The sequence below is a fragment of the Parvimonas parva genome (assembly GCF_045866535.1).
GTDB lineage: Bacteria > Bacillota > Clostridia > Tissierellales > Peptoniphilaceae > Parvimonas > Parvimonas parva.
The window spans coordinates 510887-534702 of sequence record NZ_AP038371.1 but is presented as its reverse complement, the minus strand read 5'-3'; the positions used below and the strand labels follow the sequence as shown (position 1 = coordinate 534702).

Genomic DNA, 23816 nt, shown 5'->3' with positions numbered 1-23816 from the left:
TTGCACCCCCTAACCATTAATGAATATTAATCAAATATTTTTTAACTTCATTTTTACCAAGTTGATATTTATTAGCCTCTGCAATTCTAATTAAATTTTCATTTTGAACATTTAATTGAATGATAAATTTAAGCAAAGTAGAAATAGAATTATCATAGTCTTTAAGTTTCTTTAAATGGCTAAGATAAACATATTCTTTAATATTTCTATTTGAAACAATAGCATTTCCGTTTTCATCTTCAAGAGTATATCTTAATTTTGTTTTCTTTATCTTCTCAACAATGGCCTCAATACTATCACTATAAATTAAATCCTTTAAAAAATCTCCCTTAATATATTTACCAAACCTTAAACTATAACTATAAATTTCCTCATTCGAAAGATTATAATACTTCTTAGCCCTAATTATCCATTGAAGATTAATCGTATCTATCAAAGCCGAAAAATAATCACTTAAAATATTTTGACTGGACTTCGATAACTTATCAATAGATTTTTTCATAGATAAAAAGTACAAACTATCAAGTTTCATCTCAACATGAAAATGCAGTCTAAAAACATCTTCATCAGTTAAAGATGCAATAGTCTTTTTGTAAATCGTACCCTTTAAAATCTCTAAAGCCTGATGAAAAGTTTCACAATTTACAAGTTTGTCATAGTCAATATGTTTACTTTTCTTATACATTATCGTATCTCTTTCCAAATCTATTTTCTCATTTTCAACGATACTTCTAAGAATTATCTTAATATCCTTAAATTCATATTTCATAAGCATAACTTCAATAATCTTCTTATCCTCACCAAAAAGGAAAAATTTTAATCTGCCAAGTAAATCCGCTTCAATCTTATTGAGCATAAATTCCGTATCGTATCTATTTCTCATAGATCTTTCTTCATACAAAGGAATTTCATATTTATATAGAGGATTGTTTTTTAAATAATCAACTATTTCGTGCCTTTGTTCAAAAGACAAAATTTTTTCATAATCAGATTCTTTTAAAATTCCCTTTCTCAAAACGCCAATCTTAGCATTAATTGAATGAAAATTATTCCCCATAAAGCTCACCACTTTCTAAAATAGAATTAGCAAAATTTTTAACCAAAGTTTCCTTTTTATCCATAAAAATATTTTTAGTTTCAATAGACTTTCTATTATAACTTTCAAGTTTTTTTAAATCTTCTTTTTCTATCGATTCCAAACGCAAACTTAAGTTTTCTTTTTCTTCCTCTAAAACCTTAAAATATTCATCATCAATACATTTAAGTTTTTCTTTTCTATCATTAAGTAGCTTTTGCTTTTTTATTTCCAAATCCCTTTGATAATTTTCAGCATTTTCATCAATATCAAATATTTTTTGAATAAAATTTTCCATTTAAAACCCTCCTCTCCAAAAAAATTTAAAGTAGAAAAGTAAATTTTCTCCATTAAAAGAAAGTATAATTTTTTTATCCAACAAACTTTTTGTCCCACAACAAAAGTGCATTCGTAAAAATGCACTTTCAAATTTGCGATAATAAATTATACTTTCAATAACTTTTTATTAAATTGTTAAAATTACAATATAGTTAAACTCACTTTTCAATAACTATTTTCATATCTTCTAAAATCAAATATATTATACTCCCAATTTTTTATAAAATCAAGCATTTAAATCACAAAATTTAAAGTTTTTTAAAAATATTTGTTACAATATGGGATTTAATTTCTACTTTTTAATTTAATATAATAAGAATTTTTTTTGTAATTTTCACAAAACTTTTCATAAATTTTAATTAAACTTTTTTCATAAATATTATCACTCAAAAAGTTAATCAAAAAATATTTACTTTTATTTTTATGAAAATCCACTATAGAATTTTTTTCGTATATAAAAAAATCTATTTCTTTACCATCAAAAGATAAACTTATAGCTGGAGGAGTTTTTTCTACATCTTCAATTTTAGAAAAAAATTTAATTTTATAATCGGTAATCAAATCTATAAGCTCATTTCTTTCTTCAACCGTTTTTAAGTTAATGGTATGACCATTTCCTTCAAAATAAATTTTCACTTTTTCACTTGATAAAATATCCTTTTTCAATGTATTCACTTCATAGTTATATCTAATTAATATAGAAATTAAAGTTATACCTAAAATTATTAATATTATTTTTAAAATTCTATTCTTTTTCATAAATATCATATTCTGTCTTAAATTCTCCATATCCATCAAAAAAATATTCAATTTTACCAATAACAGTAACACCTATAGTCATTTCACCAGAGCTAAACAAATAATATGTTTTTTTTTCTAAATGTAACCAACCGGTTTGCATAGCTCCTGAACTATCTATATAATATAAATTACCATCATCGCTTTTTTTCCAACTTCCACTTGCGTTTGCGGAAACGATTTCTTTTCTTAAAGCTAAATTGTTATCTATCCTACTATTAGATAAAACAATTGCAAGTGTTAATGCACAACCAACAAATAATTTTCTTAATTTAATTTTATTCATCCTATTAATAAAAAATATTGCATATATTAATTATAAATTAAATAACATATATTTAAATTATATCAAAGTAAAAAAGCAAAGTCAACTGACTTTGCTTTTAAACTTCCACATATTCATTTATTCCAAATAGATATAGTCCTTTTTTGGCTACTTTTTTTCCGGAGATTTCTTCAATCGCCGATTTGTATAAATCTAACTGTATCTTATATCTATTTTTTACTTCTTCCAGATTTTCTTTTGTTACATAATCCGTTTTGTAATCCAATAAAATTATTTCTCCATTTTCATTTTCAAAGAAAAGGTCAATTATTCCTACCACCATAATTTTTTCATCTTCCGAAATATTTTCATCTTTGTAAAGATTTTTGAGCTTCAAGTTGTAGTCAATGGCTTTTTCTTTATATAATTTTCCAAATTTGTTTGAAATGTAAATCTCTTTAAAAATATCCGACTGAACGAACTTTACAATCCAATTTATATTTATTGTATTTGATTCTTCCACTGTCATAATATTTTTTTCTACAAATGAATTTATCTGTCTTTTTATTTCTTCTTTGATTTTGGAAACATCTTCCATATCAAATTTTAAAAAATCTAAAAGTTGCATAGCCAAGTGGAAAATTGTTCCTTTTTCAGCAGAATTAAATTCAACTTTTTCTTCTCCTTGATGAATAAATGACGGAGTTTTTAAAACTAAATTTTCACTATAATATTTTTTATGCTTATCTTCTTCGTCTTCTTGTATCATCTTTTTCACTTCAGAAACGGTAATACTTGAAGGCTTATCCAAAATATTTTTATAGGCATACTCTTTGTCGAATCTTTCGTTCAAAAATTCTTTGATACTAAGTTTCTCGGCCTTTTCTTGTGCAATATCCTCTTCTAAACAAATATTTTTAGACTTTATCTCTTCTTTAATTCTTTGATATTCTTTAAACTCATCAGCCTTATTACTAATATCAATTTGGAATTTCAAATCTTCATTACCTAAAAAATTTTGTTCTTTTCCTAAGCAATTCAAAGTTTTTCCACAAACATTAAGATTTTGAATAGAACTTAATATCCATTCCAGATAATTTTCAGAATGAATTATCTTGTAACTACTTAAATTTCCTCTTTCATCAAGATTTGAATTTATTTCTTCTTTTAATTCTTCATAGCCCTTAACTTTTCCGGTTATAATAAGTTTTTCTTTTGCTCTTGTCATTGCAACGTAAAGTAGTCGCATTTCCTCTGCTATTTGTTCTTTTTCTTTAATATTTTTAATTTTATTTTTCATAATACTGTCAAAACAAATTTTTTTATCCATATCATAAACAACTGCTCCAAAGCCAAGTTTTTGGTGTAAAAGCAAATTAGTTTCTTCTTTTTTATTACTTTTCTTTTTCAATGACTTATCTGTGTTTGAAAGAAAAACAATCGGAAACTCAAGTCCCTTGCTACTATGAATAGTCATAAGTCTAACTATATCCTCTTCTTCTGAAAGTATTTTTGCCTCACTGTCCTCATTTTTAAAACTAACTTTTTGAACATAGTTTATAAAATTAAATAATCCTTTATAGGAATTTTTTTCATAATTTTTAGCCTTTTCAAAAAGTAACATTAAATTGGTTTTTCTTCTCTCTCCTCTTTCTAAAATACCGACATAGTTATAATATCCGGTATATTTATACAAAAACCATATTAGCTCATCAGTTGAAATCAAATTTTTCTTTTTTGAAAATAGTTTTAAGTCCGAAATAAATTTTGAAATTTTTTCTTTCAAATTTTCTCTAATATTTATATTTTCATCTTCTAAAATCTTTATTAAAAGCTCATAAAATTTTAATTTTCTATCTACAAGTCTAATTTCACTAAGCTCTGCCACAGTAAAATTATATATTGGAGAATACATTATTGAGATTAGAGGAATATCTTGCATTGGGTTGTCAATAATCTTAAGTAAATTTATAATCGTATCTACTTCAAAAGTATCAAAATATCCTCCCTTATTTTCAGAATATAACGGAATATTATATTCTAAAAATACTTCCTCTAAAATTTTTGCCTTTACACTTGGAGAACGCATCAAAATTACAATATCTTTATACTTTATCTTTCTATAATCGTCCAAAGTCTTATCATAAACCATAAAACTATTTTCTTTTGTGTTAATCATATTATAAATTGTATTTGCAATCTTTATACATTCAAGTTTAAAGTTTTTTATTTCTTCAAATTCTTCTGAATATTCATCGGTTAAATTTATTTCTTCATCTTCATCATCTATTTTTTCATCGACAATAAAAATTTCAACTGCCCCACCAACATTTTTATCCGTTTCTTTAAAACTTGCCATAGGGTTTAATCTTTCATCAACTGTATAGTCAAGCTCTCCCGTTTCTTTTCGCATTATTTTTGAAAAAATTAAATTTGTTCCCTCAAGAATTTCACTTCTACTTCTAAAATTTGCATAAAGCATTATTTTTTTATTCAAACTTTCAAAATCTTCTTCTGCCTTTTTATAGCTTTCATACTTTTCCATAAAAATGCTTGGGTCTGCCTGCCTAAATCTGTAAATACTTTGTTTTACGTCCCCAACCATAAATCTGTTATTTTCTTTTGCAACGGCAGATAAAAGAATCTCTTGAACAAGGTTACTGTCTTGATATTCATCAATAAAAACTTCATCATATCTCTTTTGATAGTCCAAAGCGATTTTTGACGGTTTAAAATTTCCATTTTCATCAAAATCTACTAATATCTCTAAAGCTAAATGCTCCATATCTGCAAAATCTATGGAATTAAGTTTTTGCTTTTTCTCCCAAAACTTTTCTTTAAATTTAATTACAATGTCTGAAATAGCACGAATATAAGGATAAATATACTCACTTTCCTTTTTTATATCTTCGACATTTACTTTCAAACTGTCTAAAGATTCCTCTATTTTCTTTTTCAAACTATCCAATTCTTTTTTTACGATATAATAAATAGCTTTAATTTCTTCATCACATTTTCTAGGAATTGAAAATTTTATAAAATTAGTGTCTAAATACTCATCAGATATTTTTATCAAATCTTCAAAATTTTCTCTACTATTTAAAAATAATTTTAAACTTTCTTTAACTTCACAAAGTTTGTCTAATAAGGCATTATAACAATCTACATAATTTTCAAACTCCGAATAATCTTCAATTTTTTTCAAATTATTTTTTATACTAAGCTCAAAAAATTCCAAATTGGTATTAACAGAATTTGCAATATCCAAAATATAATTTTCCAAATAAAAATTATCGTCTTTGTTACTTGTATTATAAAATTCTGCTTTTTCATTTAGCCATACCTTAGGAAAAGGGTGAGAATTTACAAAATTATTTACATTTAATAAAATATTGGAAAGCATACTATCTGTATTTTTTTTCGCGTACCAATTAACTAATCTTAAAAAACTTTCATCTTTATTTTCATAAAGCTCTTCGAACAAGTCCTCTATTACCTCTTTAGCTAAGATTTCCGACTCAACAGATTCTATAACCTTTATGTTACTATCCAAATTAACCAAATGAGCATAGCTTGTCAAAACATTTTTACAAAAAGAGTCAATTGTGGTAATATCAGCACCACTAAGAAGTAGTAATTGCTTTTGAAGATGCTCACTTTCAGGAGTTTCTTCAAGTTTTTTTTCTATTGCCTTACCTACTCTTTCTCTCATTTCAGATGCAGCAGCTTTTGTAAAAGTTACTACTAACAGCTTGTTAATATCTATCGGATTTTTTTCATCTAAAATAAGCTCTATAATTCTTTCAATGAGGACAGCAGTTTTTCCGGAACCTGCAGCAGCAGATACAAGTAAATTAGAATTTCTACTGTCTATTACCTCTCTTTGCTCTTTAGTCCACTTTACATCACTCACTAATCCTCACCTCTTTTCTTCTCATTTTCTGATTTCATTAAATCAAAAACTTCATTCTTTATGTCTTTGATATTATTATATTTATTTTTCTTAGGGTCAAACTTACAAACTGACTTGTATTTACAATATTCACAAGCCTTGTTATCACCTTGCTTATAGGGCTTTATATCAATATTTCCGGAGTAAATTTCCTCGCAAATATCTTTAGCTTTATTTATAACAAATTCATTAACAATTTCAAATTCATCTTTCGTTAAGCCTTTTGTATAACTTCCAATATCCATTCCTTTTTTTAATACTATTGGTAAAATTTCAGATTTTAAATTTTCTTCATCTAAAGTTCTATCTAAATTTTTTAAAATTTCCATATCTTTTATAACAAAACCACTCAATTTGTTTTCTTTTAGCTTATCAGAATATTCAACTTCTAGCATATCAGCATAAGTTTTAGAATTTACAAAACCCATATCCAGACTACTATAAAAAAGACCGGCAGGCTTATATCTTTCTTTATTGGAAGATAAAATTGCATTCATATATATAAAAAGTTGTAATTGTAACCCTTTATAAACTTGATTTAAATCAATATCTCTTTTAGATGACTTATAGTCAATAATTCTTAGAAAATCAGAATTTTCTCCTTTTAAAACATCAATTCTATCAATTTTACCAACCAACTTAATATCCTTTCCGTTTTCTAATGTATAAGTGATTGGTTTTATAGAATTTTCATCTCCGAAAGTTGTTTCAAAACCTGTTGGAACAAAATTTCCACGTCTTACCTGTTCAGCCATAATTTCAATCATTTCAACAATATTTTTATTTGCAATATTTGAAAGATATTCATATTTTGATGAACTTCCAAGAATAAAACCCTTTTTTTCAAGCATTTTTGTAGTTATATTTTCAACTTCAGTACTTATAAATTTTTCATCAATTAAATTCCAATCAACTTTTATTTCAAAAACGCCTTTAAAAAAGTCGTCTAAAATCTTATGGCAATATGTTCCATAATCTGCAGAAGAAAATTCATAAACTTCCCTCTCTTTTGCTCTAAGTCCATAATTCATAAAAAACGAAAAAGGGCAACGCATAAAGTTTTCAAGTTTTGAAATACTTACATTTCCATTTTCATAAAGATACTTAGTAAAATCACCAATATTTTTAGTTTCATTTTTATAATTCAACTTATCTTTTAGCATTTCAATCTTGTATCTATAATTTTCATCTTGAACTAAAAAATCAATAATTTCTTTAAAATTAAATTTTTCATTTTCACTCATTTTATTTGAATTCAAGTTTTCAATATTTGAAACTAAAATTTGATACAATCTTTCTTTAGAAAAGGTTGTAAAAATATCACGAATTGAAAAATCTTTTAAAGGCTCAATAATTTCTATTTTAAGATTTTCAAAAATAAATTTTATTTTCTTCACAAATCTCGAAATTAGCATAGCTTTGCCAGCTAAATCAGAATTTGGATAAGTTATATACAATTTTTCTTTTGCAATACTAAAAGCCTTGTAGCTTAAAAATTGTTCATCTGTTATTTTAATTAAATTATTATTTGAAAAATTAAGTCCAAAACTTTTTAAACTTTTCTTTTCGCTCTCACTAATCAAGTCGTTATCTACAATATTTTTAGGAAAATTCCCATCATTAACACCAAGAATAAAGGCAACCTTAGTTGAAGGCTTTTTCATCCTATCAACAGTTGTAACAAAAACCTCGTCCTTTGAAGGAGGAATAATTCCAAGTTCAATATTTTCAAGCTCTGTCTTAATTAAATTTATAAATTTTGAATAAGCAATTTTATCATCACCCATAAATTCAACCAACTCATCTAAAACTGAAATAAAACTTCCCCAAACTTGTGAATATTCCTTAGCCTTATATAAATTTCCTTCATTTTGAAAATTTTTAACAAATTCATTTATTCTATCAAAAAGTCCAATCTCTAAAGTAAATTCATATAAATATTTACAGATTTCCTTTACAGTATTTCTTCCTTTTAACTTTTCGTGTAAATTTTTTATCGGTGTTACAACCAAATTTTTTATTTCATTTATCTTTGCAAGTTTTTCATCATCGCTATCTTCTTCAAAACTATGGAGGATCGGCTTATCCCAAGTTTCATCAAACCATCGACTTCCTTTTATTCCATTTGCTATAACATAATTCTCTAAAAGAAAAATATCTTCATCTGAAATTCCTGTAAGACCACTCTTTAAATATCTAAAAATTGAATCGTATGAATAATTTTTATCTTTCATATCTAAAATGGATAAAATCAAAATCATAATAGGATTTTCCATAACAGAAATTTTTTTATCCAAGAAATAATCTATCCTGTAATCTTCAAAAACTCTTTTTATTATATATGAATAATCATCTAAATTTCTCATACATAAAGTTATATCATTATATCTAAAATTTCCAGTTCTTATTAACTTCAAAATTTCCTCTGCAATAAAAGAAACTTCTTCATATATATTTTTAAATTGTAAAATTCTAATATTTTCTGAAATCTCAGAATAAGTTTTTGGAGAAAAACCTCCAATATTTTTTTCTAAAAATGCCAAATCTTTTGCATCATAATATTTTTCATTAGAAATAAAAATATTATCAATCAAAGGAATATTATTTTTTTCACAAATAGACTTAATATTCAAAAATGTTGAATTACTCCTTTGGAACATATTCATTTTTGAATTCAAATTTCTAAAATCAGTTAAAAGAGAAAAATAAATATTTTTTGAAAAAGTAATAAGTTTTTCAATAACTAAATATTGGGCAGGAGTAAAATCCATATATTCGTCAACAAAAATTGTTGCACCTTTTATGCTTTCAAAATCGTCAAGCTTTCTAGCAAAAATATTTAATGTATCTTCTGTATCCAAATATTTTTTTTCAATTAAACTCTCATAAGAATTATAAATCTTATGTAAATCACTCATCTTTACTTTTAATGACTCATTCTCTATATTTTCTGACATAGCAAAAACATCTAAGACAGAAAAATCATTTTGCTTAAACTCTATTATCATATCCATAACATTATTTACAAAACCCATTTTCAAATCATTAGACTTAAAAGTAACTAAATCTTTTGAAACCTTATTTATTGCCTTAAAAGTTAAAAGACTTCTTGCACTTGTTGTAAGTTTTCTCTCTTTAAGACCTCCAACACTTGTGAAAATTATTTTACTTAAAGTAGAAAAACTAACAACTCTAATCCTAAAATTAGGGTCGATATTCTTCTCATCTTCAAACATTTCACTAAGTCTTTTTTCCATTTCGTATGTAAATTTTTCCGGAACTAAAATAAAAATAGGCTTTCTATCATCACGCCTTGTCTCTTCAAAACAAAGCTCCAAAAGTTTTTTTGTCCTATCAGCTCCAAATCTTCCCGTTATAAAACCAACTGCCACAATAATTACCTCTTTCAATCTGATATGAATATTTTATCATATTTTTACACAACAAAAAAGAGTTACCACTTAAGTAACTCTTTGTAAATTTTACTCTTTTTTATAAATACAAAAAATTTTTGATTTTGTTCCACTAGCATTTTCAATTTGCATATCATATCTTGTATATAACACTCCATTTGTATCTTTAACTTTTTTGTGGGAAACCACTTTCAGTTTTTGATCTTTTACATCTTTATTAGCATTATCAACATATTCTTTAATAGTCTTTTCTTTTTCTAATATTACAGATTCTGTTTTTGAAATTTCTTCATCTACTTCAACTTTAAAATGATTATAAGAAAGTATTGAAACTAAAAACAAAAATAATATTAATAACAACTTAAAGGGTTTATTTTTCATAGCTTGTCTCCTTTAAATTTTTTTAATTGAATATAATAAATTTTTTATCTTTACAAAATTATTTTCCTATATATTTTTCTTCATATAGAAAAATTATAGATTTTTTCCCATCAAAAGTACGCTCTATTTCATAACGATTATAAAATTTATAGTCTTGATGAATAAATTCAGTTTTAATTACTTTCAATTTTTCTCCGGTTTTATCTTCTCTATACTTTAAATATCTATCTATTCCCAATTTTGAAAGAGCATCATCAACTTTTATATCAAATTTTTTATTCTCAACTTTTGTAACTTTAAATTTATTATCTTTAACGACTATTTCGTAACCATCTAATAATTTTGCACCTTTATATTTTTCATATAAATGGTAAATTATTTTTCCGTCAATATTCTCTTTATCTTCTATATATGAATTGACATCAAAACTTCTATAATTTTCCCTTATTTGTTTATAAACATCAGAAATATTTGTAAAATCACCCTCAAGACCATAAAAATCTTTTTTCCCATATTTTTCAAACAACTTATTTAATGACTCTTCTTTTAAAAATCTTCCTCCAACAGAAAAATCTCTTAACATAAATTTAAAATAATAATCATAGCATTCATAAGCATTTACATAATAACTATCTGTAAAAATTTCTACTCTAGGTAAACATTTATAAGATAGTATATTAACTTTTGAACTTTTATTAGAAAAATCAGTTATAAGGTCAATAATTTCTTTTTTTTCTTCAAGAGTATCTATTTTATATCCTATTTCATCGACTATAAATTCCAATTTTTTGCCATATAAAAATTCTTGTTTAAACATATACACATTAAACATAAAATACAGACTTAATATCAACTTAAAAATTAAATATATTAATATTATCTTAATTATTTTTTTAAAAGTCTTACGATATATTCTATTTTCCAAACTAAAATCTAAACTTAAATTATTCTTTTTCATAAATATCAAGCACCATCTTTGAATTATTTATTGAATATTCTACAGAATGCAAAGTATAAAATTTCTACACTCTATATTGATAATGTACAATACCATTATATATCATAAAAAAATCAAAGTCAAATTATAGACTTTGATTTTTAAACTTATTAATCCAATTCAAATTTTCCTGTATATAATTGATAGTATCTTCCTTGTTTTTCAATCAATTCATCATGAGTTCCCATTTCTAAAATTTCTCCATTATCCAAAACTATTATTCTATCAGAGTTTGAAATTGTAGAAAGTCTATGAGCAATTATAAATACAGTTCTACCTTCCATTAGAACATACATCGCCTTTTATACGATATTTCCTTTTTCAATTACCAAAATCATATTTGCATCTTGAACTGATAAAATTCTTTGTGCGATAATAATTTTTGTAGTTTCAGGCATATAGGTAGCTAATCCTCTTCTAATCAATTCATCTGTTTTAGTATCAACAGCACTTGTTAAATCATCAAAAATTAAAAATAAACTCCCACAAAATTGTCTATTTTATTAGACCCAATTAAAGCGATTTTTTAACTTTTAATTTGAAAAAATTTTTTAATTTAATTGTTTATTATCAATCCTAATTATTCTATCTGCAAGACGTTCTGCCTGTTTTTCATTATGAGTTGAAATTATTATAGTGTATTTTTTTGAAAGTTCTTTTATTAGAGATTCAATTATTATAGAATTTTTCTCATCTAAAGAAGAACAAGGTTCATCAAAAATCAAAACCTCCGGACAAGTCGTAAGCATTCTTGCAATACAAAGTCTTTGCCTTTGCCCCCCTGATAACTTATAAGGAGAAATGTTTAAATTATCCTTTACTTCATCATACAAATTTACACTTTCAAGTAGATTTTTAACTCTTTCTTTTTTGTTCTTAATCTTCCCCTCATAGAACTCCATTGCATAGGTAAGATTTTTTTCTATTGAAAAGTCAAAAGGCTTTGAATCTTGAAAAAGAGTTGACATCTTCCGTTTCAAATCTATCGGCTTTATATCTCTTATATTTTTTCCTTTAAAAAATACATCACCCGTATAATTTCCGCCATTTTCAACTAAAAATCCATTTAAACAGGAAAGTAAAGTAGATTTACCCGAGCCTGAACTTCCCATAATGCAAATTATTTCATTTTCTTTAATATCCAAATTAACATTTTTCAAAATTTCTTTTTCCTTATAAAAAATGCTAAGATTTCTTATTTCTAATATATTCAACTATTTTACCTCCAATATTTCTCATTATAATTTCAGACAACAAATTCAAAATAATCAAAATTCCAATCAAAACCAAAGCTGTTGCATAAGCTTTTTGAGTTCCAACGGATTGACTAAGCAACATATGCAAATGGAACGGTAAAGCCATAACCGGACTTAACAGTCCATTCGGTTTTGCCATAAAAACAACACCGGTCAAAAGCAATGGAGCAGTAGCTCCGATTGCATAACTGCCTGCCAAAATTGAAATTGAAACTATTTTGTTTGAAATAGTTGGTAAAATTAATTTTCTACACATATACAACTTATCAATTCCAAGAGCATAGCTATCTCTTATACATTGCCTATCAAACTCCGCAAGTAGCTTTTCCACATTTAACTCAACGAATGGAAAAACCATAAGAGAAAGAGCAATACTTGCAGTAAATAAGCTCTTTGGAATGTTTAAAGTTACAATAAAAAAACCATAAACAAAAAGTCCGATAATTATAGACGGAATTGATGAAACACATTGAACAACAAAACTTAAAACAGTTTTTAAAAATCTTGATTTACAAAAAATTTTATTATAAATCGCAAAGCAAACTCCCAAAACCGTTGAAAAAATCATTGATAACAACATAAGCAAAAATGAACCTATTATCGCATTTTTTATTCCACCGTCAACACCTATAGGTAATCCCTTAGGATTTTCCATTAAGAATTTTAAACTTATCTCTGAAAAGCCGTTGAAAAATATAAAAGAAAAAATTGAAAAAATTGCAATCATAACCACGAAAATTGAAAAATATGCAAAAATTTTAATTAGATTATCCTTAAATCTTATCATAATTATCTCTCTTTCTGTTAATCAAAAACAACAAAATATTTATGGTTAAAACCAAAATCAAAAGCACAAAACCACTTGCAAAAAGCGCATAATAATGCTCACTATAAACCTCACTCATTCCTATCTCAAGAGCAATAAGTGAAGGAATTGTTTGAGCCTTTGACAATAGCTTTGGAAAAATTGGAGCATTTCCAATCACCATCATAACTGCCATAGTTTCTCCAATAGCCCTTGAAAATGAAATCATAAAACCGGTTAAAATTGAAAAATTTAACTTTTTCAAAACAATTTTTCTTATAAAAAATTCCTTGCTAATTCCCAAAGCGTCAGAATCTCTTTTATATTTCTTTTTTATAAGTTCAATAGTTTCAATTAAATTTGAAACAAAATAAGGTAAAATCATAATTGATAAAATAATACTACCGGCAAGCACACTTTCTCCTGCCGAAACTTTAAATATTTTTTCTATATTTTTTACGATTATAAACATTCCGAAAAAACCATAAATAATTGACGGAATACCTGCCAAAATATTTATAAGCCACATTAAAATCGTCTTAGATTTCTTACAATAAAAACATATAAAAAGTGAAGTTCCAAAAGCAATTGGAAGTGAAATCACACAAGCAAGTATGGATATAAAAATACTCGCAAGTAAAATATTAAAAATTCCAAAACTTCCAGAAAACTCACTTGCGTCCCAAGTTTTATTAAAAATGAATTTTAAAAAATCATTCTTTATAAAAAAAGGATAGGACTGATTATACAAAAATACTATCAAAGTCAATAAAAGCAAAATAGTAAATAATGTAAAAAAATATATCGTATGTTTAAAAATTTTATTTTTCATAACAACTCCAAAAAATAGGAATACCAAAAAGTATTCCTAAAAATTTGTAATCTTAAATAGCAAGAAAAGAAAAAACTCCCTATCTTTAGCCACTAATCCATTATTTACTTGGAATGAATCCCATATTTTTTATAGTTTTCTTTCCTTCTTCTGATTGAAGTAAATCAACAAATACTTTTTCTGTTGCAGTAAGTTTTCCACTCTTCATAATGATTAAAGGTCTTGAAATATAGTAACTCTTATTCAAAATATTTTCTTCAGTAGGCTCAACATTATCAACCTTTAATGGAATTAATTTTCCTTTATTTTGATTAGTTATACCAAATGATGCATAACCGATAGCATTTTTATTTTCAATGATTTTTGAAACTAATGCACCCATTGAAGGAGCTTGAATTGCATCTTGTTTAACCTTTGTTTCTTTCATTATTTTCTTTTGAAAAACTTCATGAGCTCCACCACTTAAATCACGAGTAACAACTACAATTTCTTCATCAGGCAATGATGGGTCAACTTGTTTCCAAGTTTTATATTCTCCTGAGAAAATCTTTATAATTTCTTCTTTAGTTAAATTTCCGTTCTTAGCTTTTATAATATTATTTTCAGGGTGAACACAAAGACAAAGAGCGTCAATTCCTAAAGTAAATGATTCTAAATCTTTAACTTTTTCTTTTTCACTATCTTTTATATCACGAGCAAGCATACCAAAATTCGCTACCTTATCAAGAACAGCCTTAACACCTGCACCTGAACCACCGGCAGATACGAAAATAGTTATATTTTCCTTTGGCAATGAAGAATCAACCTTATCCCAAGTAGTATGTTTTTCAATAAAATCAGTAGAAATCTTATTGATTACCGGAGCTAAAGTTGAAGAACCACTAAAACTGATTTGTGTATTTACAGTATCAGACTTCTTTTCTGTCGTTTTAGTTTCTTCTTTCTTTTCAGTATTTTGTTTTTGACCAGCACAAGCTGTAAGTAAAACGCAAACAGCTAAAAGTGCAGTTAATTTTTTAAAATATTTTTTCATAATATCCTCCTAAAAAATAAATATATACCTATATTCTACATCAAAGTTAGTATAATGTAAAATAAATTTTACTAATAGATAAAAACTATTCATAAGAATTTTTTATAAATAATTTTTTATAAAAAAAAGCACTGATTTCTCAGTGCCTTGATTTTATATTAAGTAAATTATTTTACTAACTCTAAAATTGCCATTTCAGCTGCGTCCCCTTGTCTAGGTCCTAGCTTTAATATTCTTGTATATCCACCGTTTCTTTCTTTGTAAAGTGGAGCAATTTCTTCAAATAGCTTATGAACTGTTTCAGTCTTGTAAATATAAGCTAAAGCTTGTCTTCTTGCGTGAAGATCGCCTTTTTTACCAAGAGTTATCATTTTTTCAGCTACTCTTCTAGTTTCTTTTGCTCTTGTTAACGTAGTTTCAATCTTACCATTTTCAATAAGAGATTGAACTTGATTTCTAAGCATTGCATCTCTATGGTCAGCTCTACGTCCAAGTTTTCTTAAATTAGCCAAAGTACTACCTCCTCTTTTTATTCTTCATCTAAAAATTTTAAACCTAATTCGTGCATTTTATCTATTACTTCTTCTACAGATTTTTTACCAAAGTTTTTAATCTTCTTTAGTTGTTCTATATCTTGTGAAATAATATCTTTAACTGTATCAAGGTTTGCTCTTTTCAAACAGTTAAAACTTCTAAGGGATAAATCTAATTCTTCAACACTCTTAGATAAAACACTATTAGCATCTAAATTTTTACCATCTTTTATACTTGAATTATCAAGATTAATGTCTGGTAATGCTCTAAATAGACTTAAATAATCTATAAAGATTCCAGCACCTGTTGAAAGAGCTTCTTGTGGAGTTATAGTTCCATCTGTCCAAACTTCAATTTCAAGTTTGTCAAAATCTATACTTTGTCCAACTCTAGTATTTCCTACTGTAAAGTTTACTTTCTTTACAGGAGAAAATGAAGAATCAACTGCTATTGAATTAATATCGCAATATTCTTTATTCAAATCGCTAACTCTATATCCTTTACCATTTAAAACTAAAAGATCCATTCTGATTTCTCCCTCTTCGTTAAGAGTTGTTATATAGTGGTCTTTATTAGCTATTTCAACATTTTGATTTTCAGAAATATCTCCAGCTGTTACTACTTTTGGTCCTTTTACATTTAATTCTAATACTACAGGTTCTTCATTAAATTTCTTTAATGCAATTCCCTTAATATTTATTAAAATTTCAGGAACGTCAGCAATTGAGCCTTTAATTGTTGTAAACTCATGTCCAACACCGTCAATTTTAACAGTTGCTATGGCAGAGCCAGGAAGAGAACCTAAAAGAACTCTTCTCATAGAATTACCTAGCGTAGTACCATATCCTCTATCAAGAGGCATTATAGCAAATTTACCATAGTTTTTTTCAAGATCTATATCTAAAACTTCAATACTTGTATTTAAATCTTCTGTCATAGACTTTATCCTCCTTAGTCTAATTCATATCGAAACTTTTAAATACCTTTAAAAGTCTGCAATTATACTCTTCTTCTCTTTGGTGGTCTGCAACCATTATGTGGGATTGGAGTAACATCTTTAATTAAACTAACTTCAAGTCCAGTAGCTTGTAATGATCTGATAGCAGCTTCTCTACCTGACCCAGGTCCTTTAACGTAAACTTCTACAACTTTTAGTCCATGTTCCATAGCTTTTTTTGCAGCTTCTTCAGCAGCTTGTTGTGCAGCAAATGGAGTAGATTTTCTTGAACCTCTAAAACCTAATTGTCCAGCACTTGCCCAAGAAATTACATTACCGTTCAAATCACTAAGAGTTACCATAGTGTTGTTAAATGAAGAAACGATATGAGCTTGTCCTTTTTCAATGTTTTTACGCTCTCTTCTTTTTATACGAGCTTTTTGTTTCTTAACTGCCAATTAAATCCCCTCCTTATTTACCTTTTTTAGTACCAGAAACTTTCTTTGGACCTTTTCTTGTTCTGGCATTATTTTTAGTATTTTGTCCTCTTACAGGTAATCCTCTTCTATGTCTGATTCCTCTGTAACAGTTTATTTCTCTTAATCTCTTAATATTCATAGCGATTTCTCTACGTAAATCACCTTCAACAAGATATTTATCTATTTCAGCTCTTATTAAAGCAACTTCAGCTTCAGTTAAATCTTTAACTCTTGTATCTGGATTAATTCCAGCATTTCTAAGAATATCATTTGAAGTTTTTTTACCTATACCATAGATATAAGTTAAACCAATTTCTACTCTTTTTTCTCTTGGTAAGTCGACACCTACAATTCTTGCCACTGTTACCTACACCTCCATCTTTCTTAACCTTGTTTTTGTTTGTGCTTTGGATTTTCACAAATCACCATTACTCTACCTTTTCTCTTGATGATTTTACATTTTTCGCACATTTTCTTTACTGATGGTCTTACTTTCATTTAAGTCCCTCCTATGCTACTTGTTTCGCCAAGTTATTCTTCCTTTTGTTAAGTCATAAGGTGAAAGTTCAACTAATACCTTATCTCCCGGAAGAATTCTTATATAATTCATTCTTAATTTTCCTGATATATGAGCTGTTATTTCATGACCATTTGCAAGTTTAACCTTGAATATAGTATTCGGCATAGCATCAATAACAGTTCCTTCAACTTCTATAACATCCTTTTTGGACATTTAAAGAACCTCCTATTTTTCTACATTATCTTGTATATATGATTTTAATAGTTTTCTCACATTAGAATCATTAAATGATAATGGATTCAAACTAAAATCTTTAAGCACGTCATTATAAATTTGCAAATGCTTTGACTTTTTAAGTTTAGGTTTAGAAAGAGGTCTGTTACTACCATTAGCAACCTTTACTAATGATGAACTTATTACCTCAACTACGATCATTACTTCGCCCTTGTCACGGCCCTTAAGTGATTTTACAACCTGACCTACTTTAAAATCAAAATTTAGATCCATAGTACACTCTCCCAAATGTTAGACATTTTAAGAAAGAGACTCCTTAATTTGTGAAAAGACATCCTCAATAGGTAAAGTACCATCAACAGTTAAAATCAAGCCTAAATTCGTATAAAATTCAATTAGAGGAAAAGTTTGATTTTCATAAACTTCTATACGATCCAATACAGTTTTTTCATTATCATCAGCTCTTTGAATAACTTCACCTGAGCATTTATCGCAAACACCTTCTTCTTTAGTTGGGTTTACATCTACATGATAAGGAGTTCCACAGTCTTTACAAACTCTTCTTCCAGAAAGTCTTTTTACTAAGATATTTTTGTCAACTTCAATATTCACAACTCTATCTAATTTAAGTCCTCTTTCTTCTAAGCCTTTTTGTAAAGCTTCTGCTTGATTAATTGTTCTTGGAAAACCATCTAGTAAAAATCCATTTTTACAGTCATCTTTTGAAAGTCTGTCCCAAACTAAGTCAATAGTAAGTTCATCCGGTACTAATTGACCGTTGTCTAAGTAAGATTTAACCTTTTTTCCAAGTTCTGTTTCATTTTTTATATTATGTCTAAAAATATCTCCTGTTGAAATATGTGTTATTCCATATTCAGAAACGATACTTGACGCTTGAGTTCCCTTCCCAGCTCCTGGGGGTCCTAACAAAATTAGTCTCATATTTTATCTCCTATAAACTATTTATTTAAAAAACCTTTATAGTGTCTCATTAACATCATAGATTCTATTTGTTTCATTGTTTCAATTACAACACCAACTATGATTATAACTGATGTTCCACCAAAGTTTATTCTCATTCCACTTAAACGTGAAAGAACTATTGGTGCTGAAGCAACTAAAGCTAATATAATAGAACCTGAGAAAGTAATTCTATTTGATATTTTTTGTAAATATTCTCCAGTAGGCTTTCCTGGTCTAATTCCTGGAATAAACCCACCATATTGTTGTAAATTTTTTGCATATTCAACAGTGTTGAATTGAATTGATGAATAAAAGAATCCAAATAATATAATCAATATAAAGTTTAATATTGAATATACATACACACCAACTGAACCTTCAACTGTTAAATAAGAACTAATCCAACTTGGAGTTCCACCAGCAAATAATAATGAAAGAGTTTGTGGCATAGCTAATAAAGATGAGGCAAAGATTACCGGCATTACACCACTCATATTAACCTTAACAGGAATGTGAGTAGCTTGTCCACCATACATTTTTCTTCCTACAACTTTTTTAGCATATTGTACTGTTATTTTTCTTTCACCTTCGTTGATAAGCACAACGATTACAACTATTGCAATAGCTGCTAGTACAACACCTATTATTGTTAAAATTCCAACTGTTCCAGTCATAATTCCATAAGCAAATGTTCCGATTTGTGTTGGTAGGTTTGAAACTATACCAAGGAAGATGATGATTGAAATACCATTACCAATTCCTTTTTCAGTAATAATTTCTCCTAACCAAACTAAGAACATTGAGCCTGCTAGTAAAGATGTAATAATTAATCCTGATTGAATATATCCTTTTGCAACTATCGCTTTAGCAAATAATCCATTTGCTATTGCCATTGCTTCGAATATTCCAAGAATTACTGCACCTATTTTTGTATATTTTGCAACTTTTTTTTTGCCCATTTCTCCATCTCTTGCAATTTCTCCAAGTCTTGGGAATGCAATTGTAAGAAGTTGGACAACTATTGATGCTGTGATATAAGGATAGATACTAAGAGCAAAAACACTCATTTGCTTTAAACTACCCCCAGCAAGTAAGTCTAGTAAATTTACTAAACCACCTGAGTTACCGTTCATAAGTTGGTTAACAACATTCTTATCCATAAACGGAATGGGAATGATGTTACCAAGTCTATAAACAACAAACATCAATAATGTGAAAATCATTTTGCTTCTGATTTCTTTTATTCTCCATGCATTTGATAGAGTTTTGAACATATTAGATCACCTCTACCTTTCCTCCAATGCTTTCTATCTTTTCGATAGCGCTTTTAGTAAACTTGCTACAAGAAACTGTTAATTTTTTAGTTAATTCTCCATTTCCTAAAATTTTAACTCCATCTTTTGCTTTAGCTCTTTTAGCTAAATTAACTTCAAATATTAATTCTTCAGTAACTTCTGTACCGTCTTCAAAAATATTTAATTGTTCTACATTTACTTCTGCGTATGCTTTAGCGAAAATGTTAGTAAAACCTCTCTTTGGAAGTCTTCTGAATAGTGGCATTTGTCCACCTTCGAAGCCAGGTCTTACTCCACCGCCAGATCTTGAGTTTTGACCGTCACGTCCTTTACCACCGTACTTACCAAGTCCAGAACCGTAACCTCTACCAAGTCTCTTTCTTGCTTTTGAGCCTCCACCTTCAGCAGGTCTTAAATCATGTAACTTCACGCTTTATACCTCCTTAAATTTCTTCAACTTCAAGCATAAAACTAATTTGATTGATCATACCTCTAATTGATGGAGTGTCTTCTTTAACAACTGTTTGACCAACTTTTTTTAAACCTAAAGCTTCAACATTTTTAATATGTTTTTCTATTCTACCAATTTTACTCTTTTTAAGTGTTATTTTGAGCTTTGCCATTTTAAAAGCCCCCCTTAACCTAATATTTCTTCTACGGATTTTCCTCTTAATCTAGCAATATCTTCTGCTCTCTTAAGATTCTTTAATCCTTCCATAGTTGCGTTAACTATATTTCTAGCGTTAGTAGTTCCTAAAGATTTACTTCTTACATCTTTAATTCCGGCAAGTTCGCAAACCGCACGAACAGGACCACCAGCGATAACTCCAGTACCAGCTCCGGCAGGTTTTAATAAAACTCTACCTGCTCCGAAAACTCCAACAACTTCATGAGGAATTGTAGTATTTACAAGAGGTACTCTAATTACGTGTTTCTTAGCATCTTGAACGCCTTTTCTAATAGCTTCAGGAACTTCAAGTGCTTTACCAATACCAACACCAACGTGTCCGTTTCCATCACCAACAACAACAAGAGCGCTAAATCTAAAGTTTCTACCACCTTTTACTACTTTAGTAACACGGTTGATGGCAACTACTCTTTCTTCTAATTCTAATTTTTCTACTTCTTTAATTAAAAGTTCCATTAATTACCCTCCTGATACTAAAATTTAAGTCCAGCTTCTCTGGCTCCATCAGCTAATTCTTTAACTTTTCCATGGTATAAGTAACCACTTCTATCAAAAACTACTTCTGTAATGCCTTTTTCAATTGCTTTTTTACCAATTGCAAGACCAACAGCTTTAGCAGCTTCTTTGTTTGATTTTGATTCTAATGAAGCAAATTCTTTATCTAAAGTTGAAGCTGAAACCAAAGTTACACCTTTAGTATCGTCTATAATTTGAGCATATATATTAGTATTACTTCTATATAAATTTAATCTTGGTTTTTCAGGAGTTCCAGAAACTTTTTTTCTTACTCTAGCATGTCTTGCTTTTCTATTTTCATTTTTGTTAATTTGCTTTAACATTAAATTTCACTCCTTCCTATTTACCAGTCTTACCAACTTTACGTCTGATGTATTCTCCTTCATATCTAACACCTTTTCCTTTATATGGTTCAGGTCTTCTATGAGAACGAATATTCGCTGCAAAGTTTCCAAGTTTTTGTTTATCAATACCATTGATTACTATCTTATTTGGTTCAGGAACTTCAACAGTAATTCCTTCTGGATCTAAAACTTCAATTGGATGAGAATATCCTAAGTTTAAAGTTAATTTATTTCCAGCTTTAGCTGCTCTATATCCAGTTCCTTCTATAATCAAAGTTTTAGTAAATCCCTTTGAAACACCTTCAATCATGTTAGCAAGTAAAGTTCTTGTTAATCCATGAAGTGATTTATGTCTTTTTATTTCAGAAGGACGTTCTACATTTATTGTATCGCCTTCCATTTTAATGTTCATTTCTCTGCTTAATTGTTGAGTTAATACTCCCTTAGGTCCTTTTACTTCAACAAAGTTTTCTTCTCCCAAGATTACCTCAACTCCAGCAGGAACAACAATTGGTTTTAATCCAATTCTTGACATTGGTTTACCTCCTTAGTTTTAATCCTTAAGTCTGTTACCAAACGTAACAAAGAACCTCTCCACCAATACCTTCTTTTCTAGCAACTTTATCAGTTACAACTCCTTTTGATGTTGAGATAATTGCGATTCCAAGTCCTCCTAAAACTTTTGGAATTTCGTGGCTTCTAGCGTAAACTCTTAAACCAGGTTTTGAAATTCTCTTAAGTCCTGAGATAACTTTTTCGTTATTTTTTCCATATTTTAAGTCAACTGTGATGATACCTTGTTTGTCATCTTCAGTTACGTTATATCCTTCAATAAAACCTTCATCTAATAAAATTTGTACAAGATTCTTTTTCATTTTAGATGCAGGTATTTCAACAGATGAATGTCTTGCATTATTTCCGTTTCTAATTCTTGTAAGCATATCTGCTATAGGATCAGTCATCATATAAGCTTCCTCCTTTATCTAAATATTACCAACTAGCCTTTTTAACGCCAGGAATTTCTCCCTTGTAAGCTAATTCACGGAATACAATACGGCTGATTCCATATTTTCCAATATATCCATGAGGACGTCCAGTGATTTTACAACGGTTGTGTAAACGAGTTGGTGATGCATTTCTTGGTAATTTGCTTAAACCAACATAGTCCCCTTTGGCTTTTAATTCTGCACGTTTTGCAGCATATTTTTCAACTAACTTTTGACGTTTTAATTCACGTTGTACCATTGATTTTTTAGCCATTAAATTTCCCTCCTACTACTTTTTAAAAGGCATTCCTAATAGCTCTAAAAGTGCTTTAGACTCTTCGTCAGTCTTAGCAGTAGTAACTATTATAATATCCATTCCTCTTATTTGATCAATCATATCATATACGATTTCTGGGAATATTAATTGTTCTTTTATACCTAATGCGTAATTTCCTCTACCATCGAAACTTGAAGCACTAACACCTCTAAAGTCTCTTACACGTGGAAGAGCTATATTAACTAATCTATCTAGGAAATCATACATTTTTTCTCCTCTAAGAGTCACCTTAGTACCAATTTTCATACCTTCTCTTAATTTGAAGTTAGCAATTGATTTTTTAGCAGTAGTTATTACAGGTTTTTGACCTGAAATAATTTCCAAATCTCTTAAAGCGCTTTCTAAAGCTTTTGGATTATCTTTAGCTGAACCTAAACCGATGTTGATAACAATCTTATCTAGTTTAGGAACCTCCATAATATTTCTATATTTAAAACGTTCCATTAAAGCAGAAACTATTTCTTCTTTATATTTAACTTGCATTCTGGAAGTCACCGAGATTGCCTCCTTTCAACTATTTATCTATTTTTGAACCACTTTTTTTACTGATTCTAACTTTTTTATCTCCTTCAAGAGTGTAACCAATTTTAGAAGGCTTATTTACCTTTGTATCAAAGTACATTACGTTAGAAGCATCAATACTTCCTTCAACTTTGATTAAACCAGCTTCATCTTTAGGGCTTTTAGCTTTTTTGTGTTTAGTTTGAACGTTTACTCCTTCAACTATTACTCTATTTTCTTTAGCTAAAGTTTTAACTACTTTACCAGTCTTACCTTTATCTTTTCCTGCAATTACAATAACAGTATCTCCAGATTTAATTTTCATTCTAACACCTC

General features: G+C 28.0%; 31 protein-coding genes and 1 pseudogene. All 32 read right to left on the bottom strand.

The window, feature by feature from the left end; genetic code table 11:
• Positions 1 to 16: 16 nt before the first annotated feature.
• Positions 17 to 1057, bottom strand: a complete 1041-nt coding sequence (locus ACKTSI_RS02800) for a V-type ATPase subunit (protein ID WP_407863056.1) — start codon at positions 1055 to 1057, stop codon at positions 17 to 19.
• Positions 1047 to 1373: a hypothetical protein gene (locus tag ACKTSI_RS02795; RefSeq protein ID WP_068473665.1), complete on the bottom strand. Its 327-nt coding sequence runs from the start codon at positions 1371 to 1373 to the stop codon at positions 1047 to 1049. Before ACKTSI_RS02795 ends, ACKTSI_RS02800 begins: the two co-directional genes overlap by 11 nt.
• 326 nt (positions 1374 to 1699) lie before the next feature.
• Complete coding sequence (locus ACKTSI_RS02790; protein WP_068473668.1) at positions 1700 to 2182, bottom strand: hypothetical protein; 483 nt, start codon at positions 2180 to 2182, stop codon at positions 1700 to 1702.
• A complete protein-coding gene (locus ACKTSI_RS02785) occupies positions 2160 to 2498 on the bottom strand; it encodes a hypothetical protein (RefSeq protein WP_068473670.1) in 339 nt (112 codons plus the stop codon). Before ACKTSI_RS02785 ends, ACKTSI_RS02790 begins: the two co-directional genes overlap by 23 nt.
• A 97-nt stretch (positions 2499 to 2595) precedes the next feature.
• Positions 2596 to 6390 carry a helicase-exonuclease AddAB subunit AddA gene (gene addA, locus ACKTSI_RS02780; RefSeq protein ID WP_311525872.1) on the bottom strand — a complete coding sequence of 1265 codons (3795 nt, stop codon included), beginning with the start codon at positions 6388 to 6390 and terminating at the stop codon, positions 2596 to 2598.
• The gene (addB, locus tag ACKTSI_RS02775) at positions 6390 to 9821 is read right to left on the bottom strand and encodes a helicase-exonuclease AddAB subunit AddB (protein WP_407863055.1); all 3432 of its coding nucleotides are present in this window, start codon (positions 9819 to 9821) and stop codon (positions 6390 to 6392) included. The genes addA and addB overlap by 1 nt, the downstream gene beginning before the upstream one ends.
• 90 nt (positions 9822 to 9911) lie before the next feature.
• A complete protein-coding gene (locus tag ACKTSI_RS02770; RefSeq protein ID WP_407863054.1) occupies positions 9912 to 10223 on the bottom strand; it encodes a hypothetical protein in 312 nt (103 codons plus the stop codon).
• A gap of 58 nt (positions 10224 to 10281) precedes the next feature.
• A complete protein-coding gene (locus ACKTSI_RS02765) occupies positions 10282 to 11181 on the bottom strand; it encodes a hypothetical protein (RefSeq protein WP_407863053.1) in 900 nt (299 codons plus the stop codon).
• 149 nt (positions 11182 to 11330) lie between these two features.
• Positions 11331 to 11522: pseudogene (locus tag ACKTSI_RS02760) on the bottom strand (ABC transporter ATP-binding protein); the annotation flags it as partial.
• A complete protein-coding gene (locus ACKTSI_RS02755; protein ID WP_255353738.1) occupies positions 11523 to 11645 on the bottom strand; it encodes a hypothetical protein in 123 nt (40 codons plus the stop codon).
• Between the two features lie 126 nt (positions 11646 to 11771).
• On the bottom strand, positions 11772 to 12434 hold the full coding sequence (locus tag ACKTSI_RS02750) for a phosphate ABC transporter ATP-binding protein (protein ID WP_068473685.1): 663 nt from the start codon (positions 12432 to 12434) through the stop codon (positions 11772 to 11774).
• Positions 12406 to 13263 (bottom strand): ABC transporter permease subunit, encoded by an 858-nt coding sequence (locus ACKTSI_RS02745; RefSeq protein ID WP_311525868.1) that lies wholly within the window; start codon positions 13261 to 13263, stop codon positions 12406 to 12408. The genes ACKTSI_RS02750 and ACKTSI_RS02745 overlap by 29 nt, the downstream gene beginning before the upstream one ends.
• Positions 13250 to 14113: a phosphate ABC transporter permease subunit PstC gene (gene pstC / locus ACKTSI_RS02740; protein ID WP_407863052.1), complete on the bottom strand. Its 864-nt coding sequence runs from the start codon at positions 14111 to 14113 to the stop codon at positions 13250 to 13252. Before pstC ends, ACKTSI_RS02745 begins: the two co-directional genes overlap by 14 nt.
• 100 nt (positions 14114 to 14213) lie before the next feature.
• Positions 14214 to 15146: a phosphate ABC transporter substrate-binding protein gene (locus ACKTSI_RS02735; RefSeq protein WP_288979976.1), complete on the bottom strand. Its 933-nt coding sequence runs from the start codon at positions 15144 to 15146 to the stop codon at positions 14214 to 14216.
• 167 nt (positions 15147 to 15313) lie between these two features.
• Positions 15314 to 15658 carry a 50S ribosomal protein L17 gene (rplQ, locus tag ACKTSI_RS02730; RefSeq protein WP_009372580.1) on the bottom strand — a complete coding sequence of 115 codons (345 nt, stop codon included), beginning with the start codon at positions 15656 to 15658 and terminating at the stop codon, positions 15314 to 15316.
• A 17-nt stretch (positions 15659 to 15675) separates the two neighbouring features.
• Positions 15676 to 16617, bottom strand: a complete 942-nt coding sequence (locus ACKTSI_RS02725; protein ID WP_068473697.1) for a DNA-directed RNA polymerase subunit alpha — start codon at positions 16615 to 16617, stop codon at positions 15676 to 15678.
• A gap of 62 nt (positions 16618 to 16679) precedes the next feature.
• Positions 16680 to 17075, bottom strand: coding sequence for a 30S ribosomal protein S11 (rpsK, locus tag ACKTSI_RS02720; RefSeq protein WP_068473700.1), 396 nt, complete (start codon positions 17073 to 17075; stop codon positions 16680 to 16682).
• Positions 17076 to 17088: 13 nt separating this feature from the next.
• Positions 17089 to 17457: a 30S ribosomal protein S13 gene (gene rpsM / locus ACKTSI_RS02715; protein WP_068473703.1), complete on the bottom strand. Its 369-nt coding sequence runs from the start codon at positions 17455 to 17457 to the stop codon at positions 17089 to 17091.
• 23 nt (positions 17458 to 17480) lie between these two features.
• Positions 17481 to 17594 (bottom strand): 50S ribosomal protein L36, encoded by a 114-nt coding sequence (rpmJ, locus tag ACKTSI_RS02710; protein WP_011026314.1) that lies wholly within the window; start codon positions 17592 to 17594, stop codon positions 17481 to 17483.
• Between the two features lie 16 nt (positions 17595 to 17610).
• On the bottom strand, positions 17611 to 17829 hold the full coding sequence (infA, locus tag ACKTSI_RS02705; protein WP_004833593.1) for a translation initiation factor IF-1: 219 nt from the start codon (positions 17827 to 17829) through the stop codon (positions 17611 to 17613).
• A 12-nt stretch (positions 17830 to 17841) separates the two neighbouring features.
• Entirely contained in the window at positions 17842 to 18051 is a 210-nt protein-coding gene (locus ACKTSI_RS02700; protein WP_407863051.1) for a hypothetical protein, read from the bottom strand.
• A gap of 99 nt (positions 18052 to 18150) precedes the next feature.
• Entirely contained in the window at positions 18151 to 18792 is a 642-nt protein-coding gene (locus tag ACKTSI_RS02695) for an adenylate kinase (RefSeq protein ID WP_201275635.1), read from the bottom strand.
• A 17-nt stretch (positions 18793 to 18809) separates the two neighbouring features.
• Positions 18810 to 20087: a preprotein translocase subunit SecY gene (secY, locus tag ACKTSI_RS02690; RefSeq protein WP_311525866.1), complete on the bottom strand. Its 1278-nt coding sequence runs from the start codon at positions 20085 to 20087 to the stop codon at positions 18810 to 18812.
• Position 20088: 1 nt separating this feature from the next.
• Positions 20089 to 20538, bottom strand: coding sequence for a 50S ribosomal protein L15 (gene rplO / locus ACKTSI_RS02685; protein ID WP_068473713.1), 450 nt, complete (start codon positions 20536 to 20538; stop codon positions 20089 to 20091).
• Between the two features lie 13 nt (positions 20539 to 20551).
• The gene (rpmD, locus tag ACKTSI_RS02680; RefSeq protein WP_068473718.1) at positions 20552 to 20731 is read right to left on the bottom strand and encodes a 50S ribosomal protein L30; all 180 of its coding nucleotides are present in this window, start codon (positions 20729 to 20731) and stop codon (positions 20552 to 20554) included.
• 14 nt (positions 20732 to 20745) lie between these two features.
• A complete protein-coding gene (gene rpsE, locus ACKTSI_RS02675; RefSeq protein WP_068473721.1) occupies positions 20746 to 21252 on the bottom strand; it encodes a 30S ribosomal protein S5 in 507 nt (168 codons plus the stop codon).
• A 17-nt stretch (positions 21253 to 21269) separates the two neighbouring features.
• Positions 21270 to 21635 (bottom strand): 50S ribosomal protein L18, encoded by a 366-nt coding sequence (gene rplR / locus ACKTSI_RS02670; protein WP_068473725.1) that lies wholly within the window; start codon positions 21633 to 21635, stop codon positions 21270 to 21272.
• Between the two features lie 16 nt (positions 21636 to 21651).
• Positions 21652 to 22191, bottom strand: coding sequence for a 50S ribosomal protein L6 (gene rplF / locus ACKTSI_RS02665; protein ID WP_068473728.1), 540 nt, complete (start codon positions 22189 to 22191; stop codon positions 21652 to 21654).
• A 34-nt stretch (positions 22192 to 22225) separates the two neighbouring features.
• The gene (gene rpsH / locus ACKTSI_RS02660; RefSeq protein ID WP_068473732.1) at positions 22226 to 22621 is read right to left on the bottom strand and encodes a 30S ribosomal protein S8; all 396 of its coding nucleotides are present in this window, start codon (positions 22619 to 22621) and stop codon (positions 22226 to 22228) included.
• A gap of 25 nt (positions 22622 to 22646) precedes the next feature.
• On the bottom strand, positions 22647 to 22916 hold the full coding sequence (rpsN, locus tag ACKTSI_RS02655) for a 30S ribosomal protein S14 (RefSeq protein WP_004833609.1): 270 nt from the start codon (positions 22914 to 22916) through the stop codon (positions 22647 to 22649).
• A 15-nt stretch (positions 22917 to 22931) separates the two neighbouring features.
• Positions 22932 to 23474: a 50S ribosomal protein L5 gene (gene rplE, locus ACKTSI_RS02650; RefSeq protein WP_082713912.1), complete on the bottom strand. Its 543-nt coding sequence runs from the start codon at positions 23472 to 23474 to the stop codon at positions 22932 to 22934.
• A 19-nt stretch (positions 23475 to 23493) separates the two neighbouring features.
• Positions 23494 to 23805: a 50S ribosomal protein L24 gene (gene rplX / locus ACKTSI_RS02645; RefSeq protein WP_068473735.1), complete on the bottom strand. Its 312-nt coding sequence runs from the start codon at positions 23803 to 23805 to the stop codon at positions 23494 to 23496.
• Positions 23806 to 23816 lie beyond the last annotated feature (11 nt).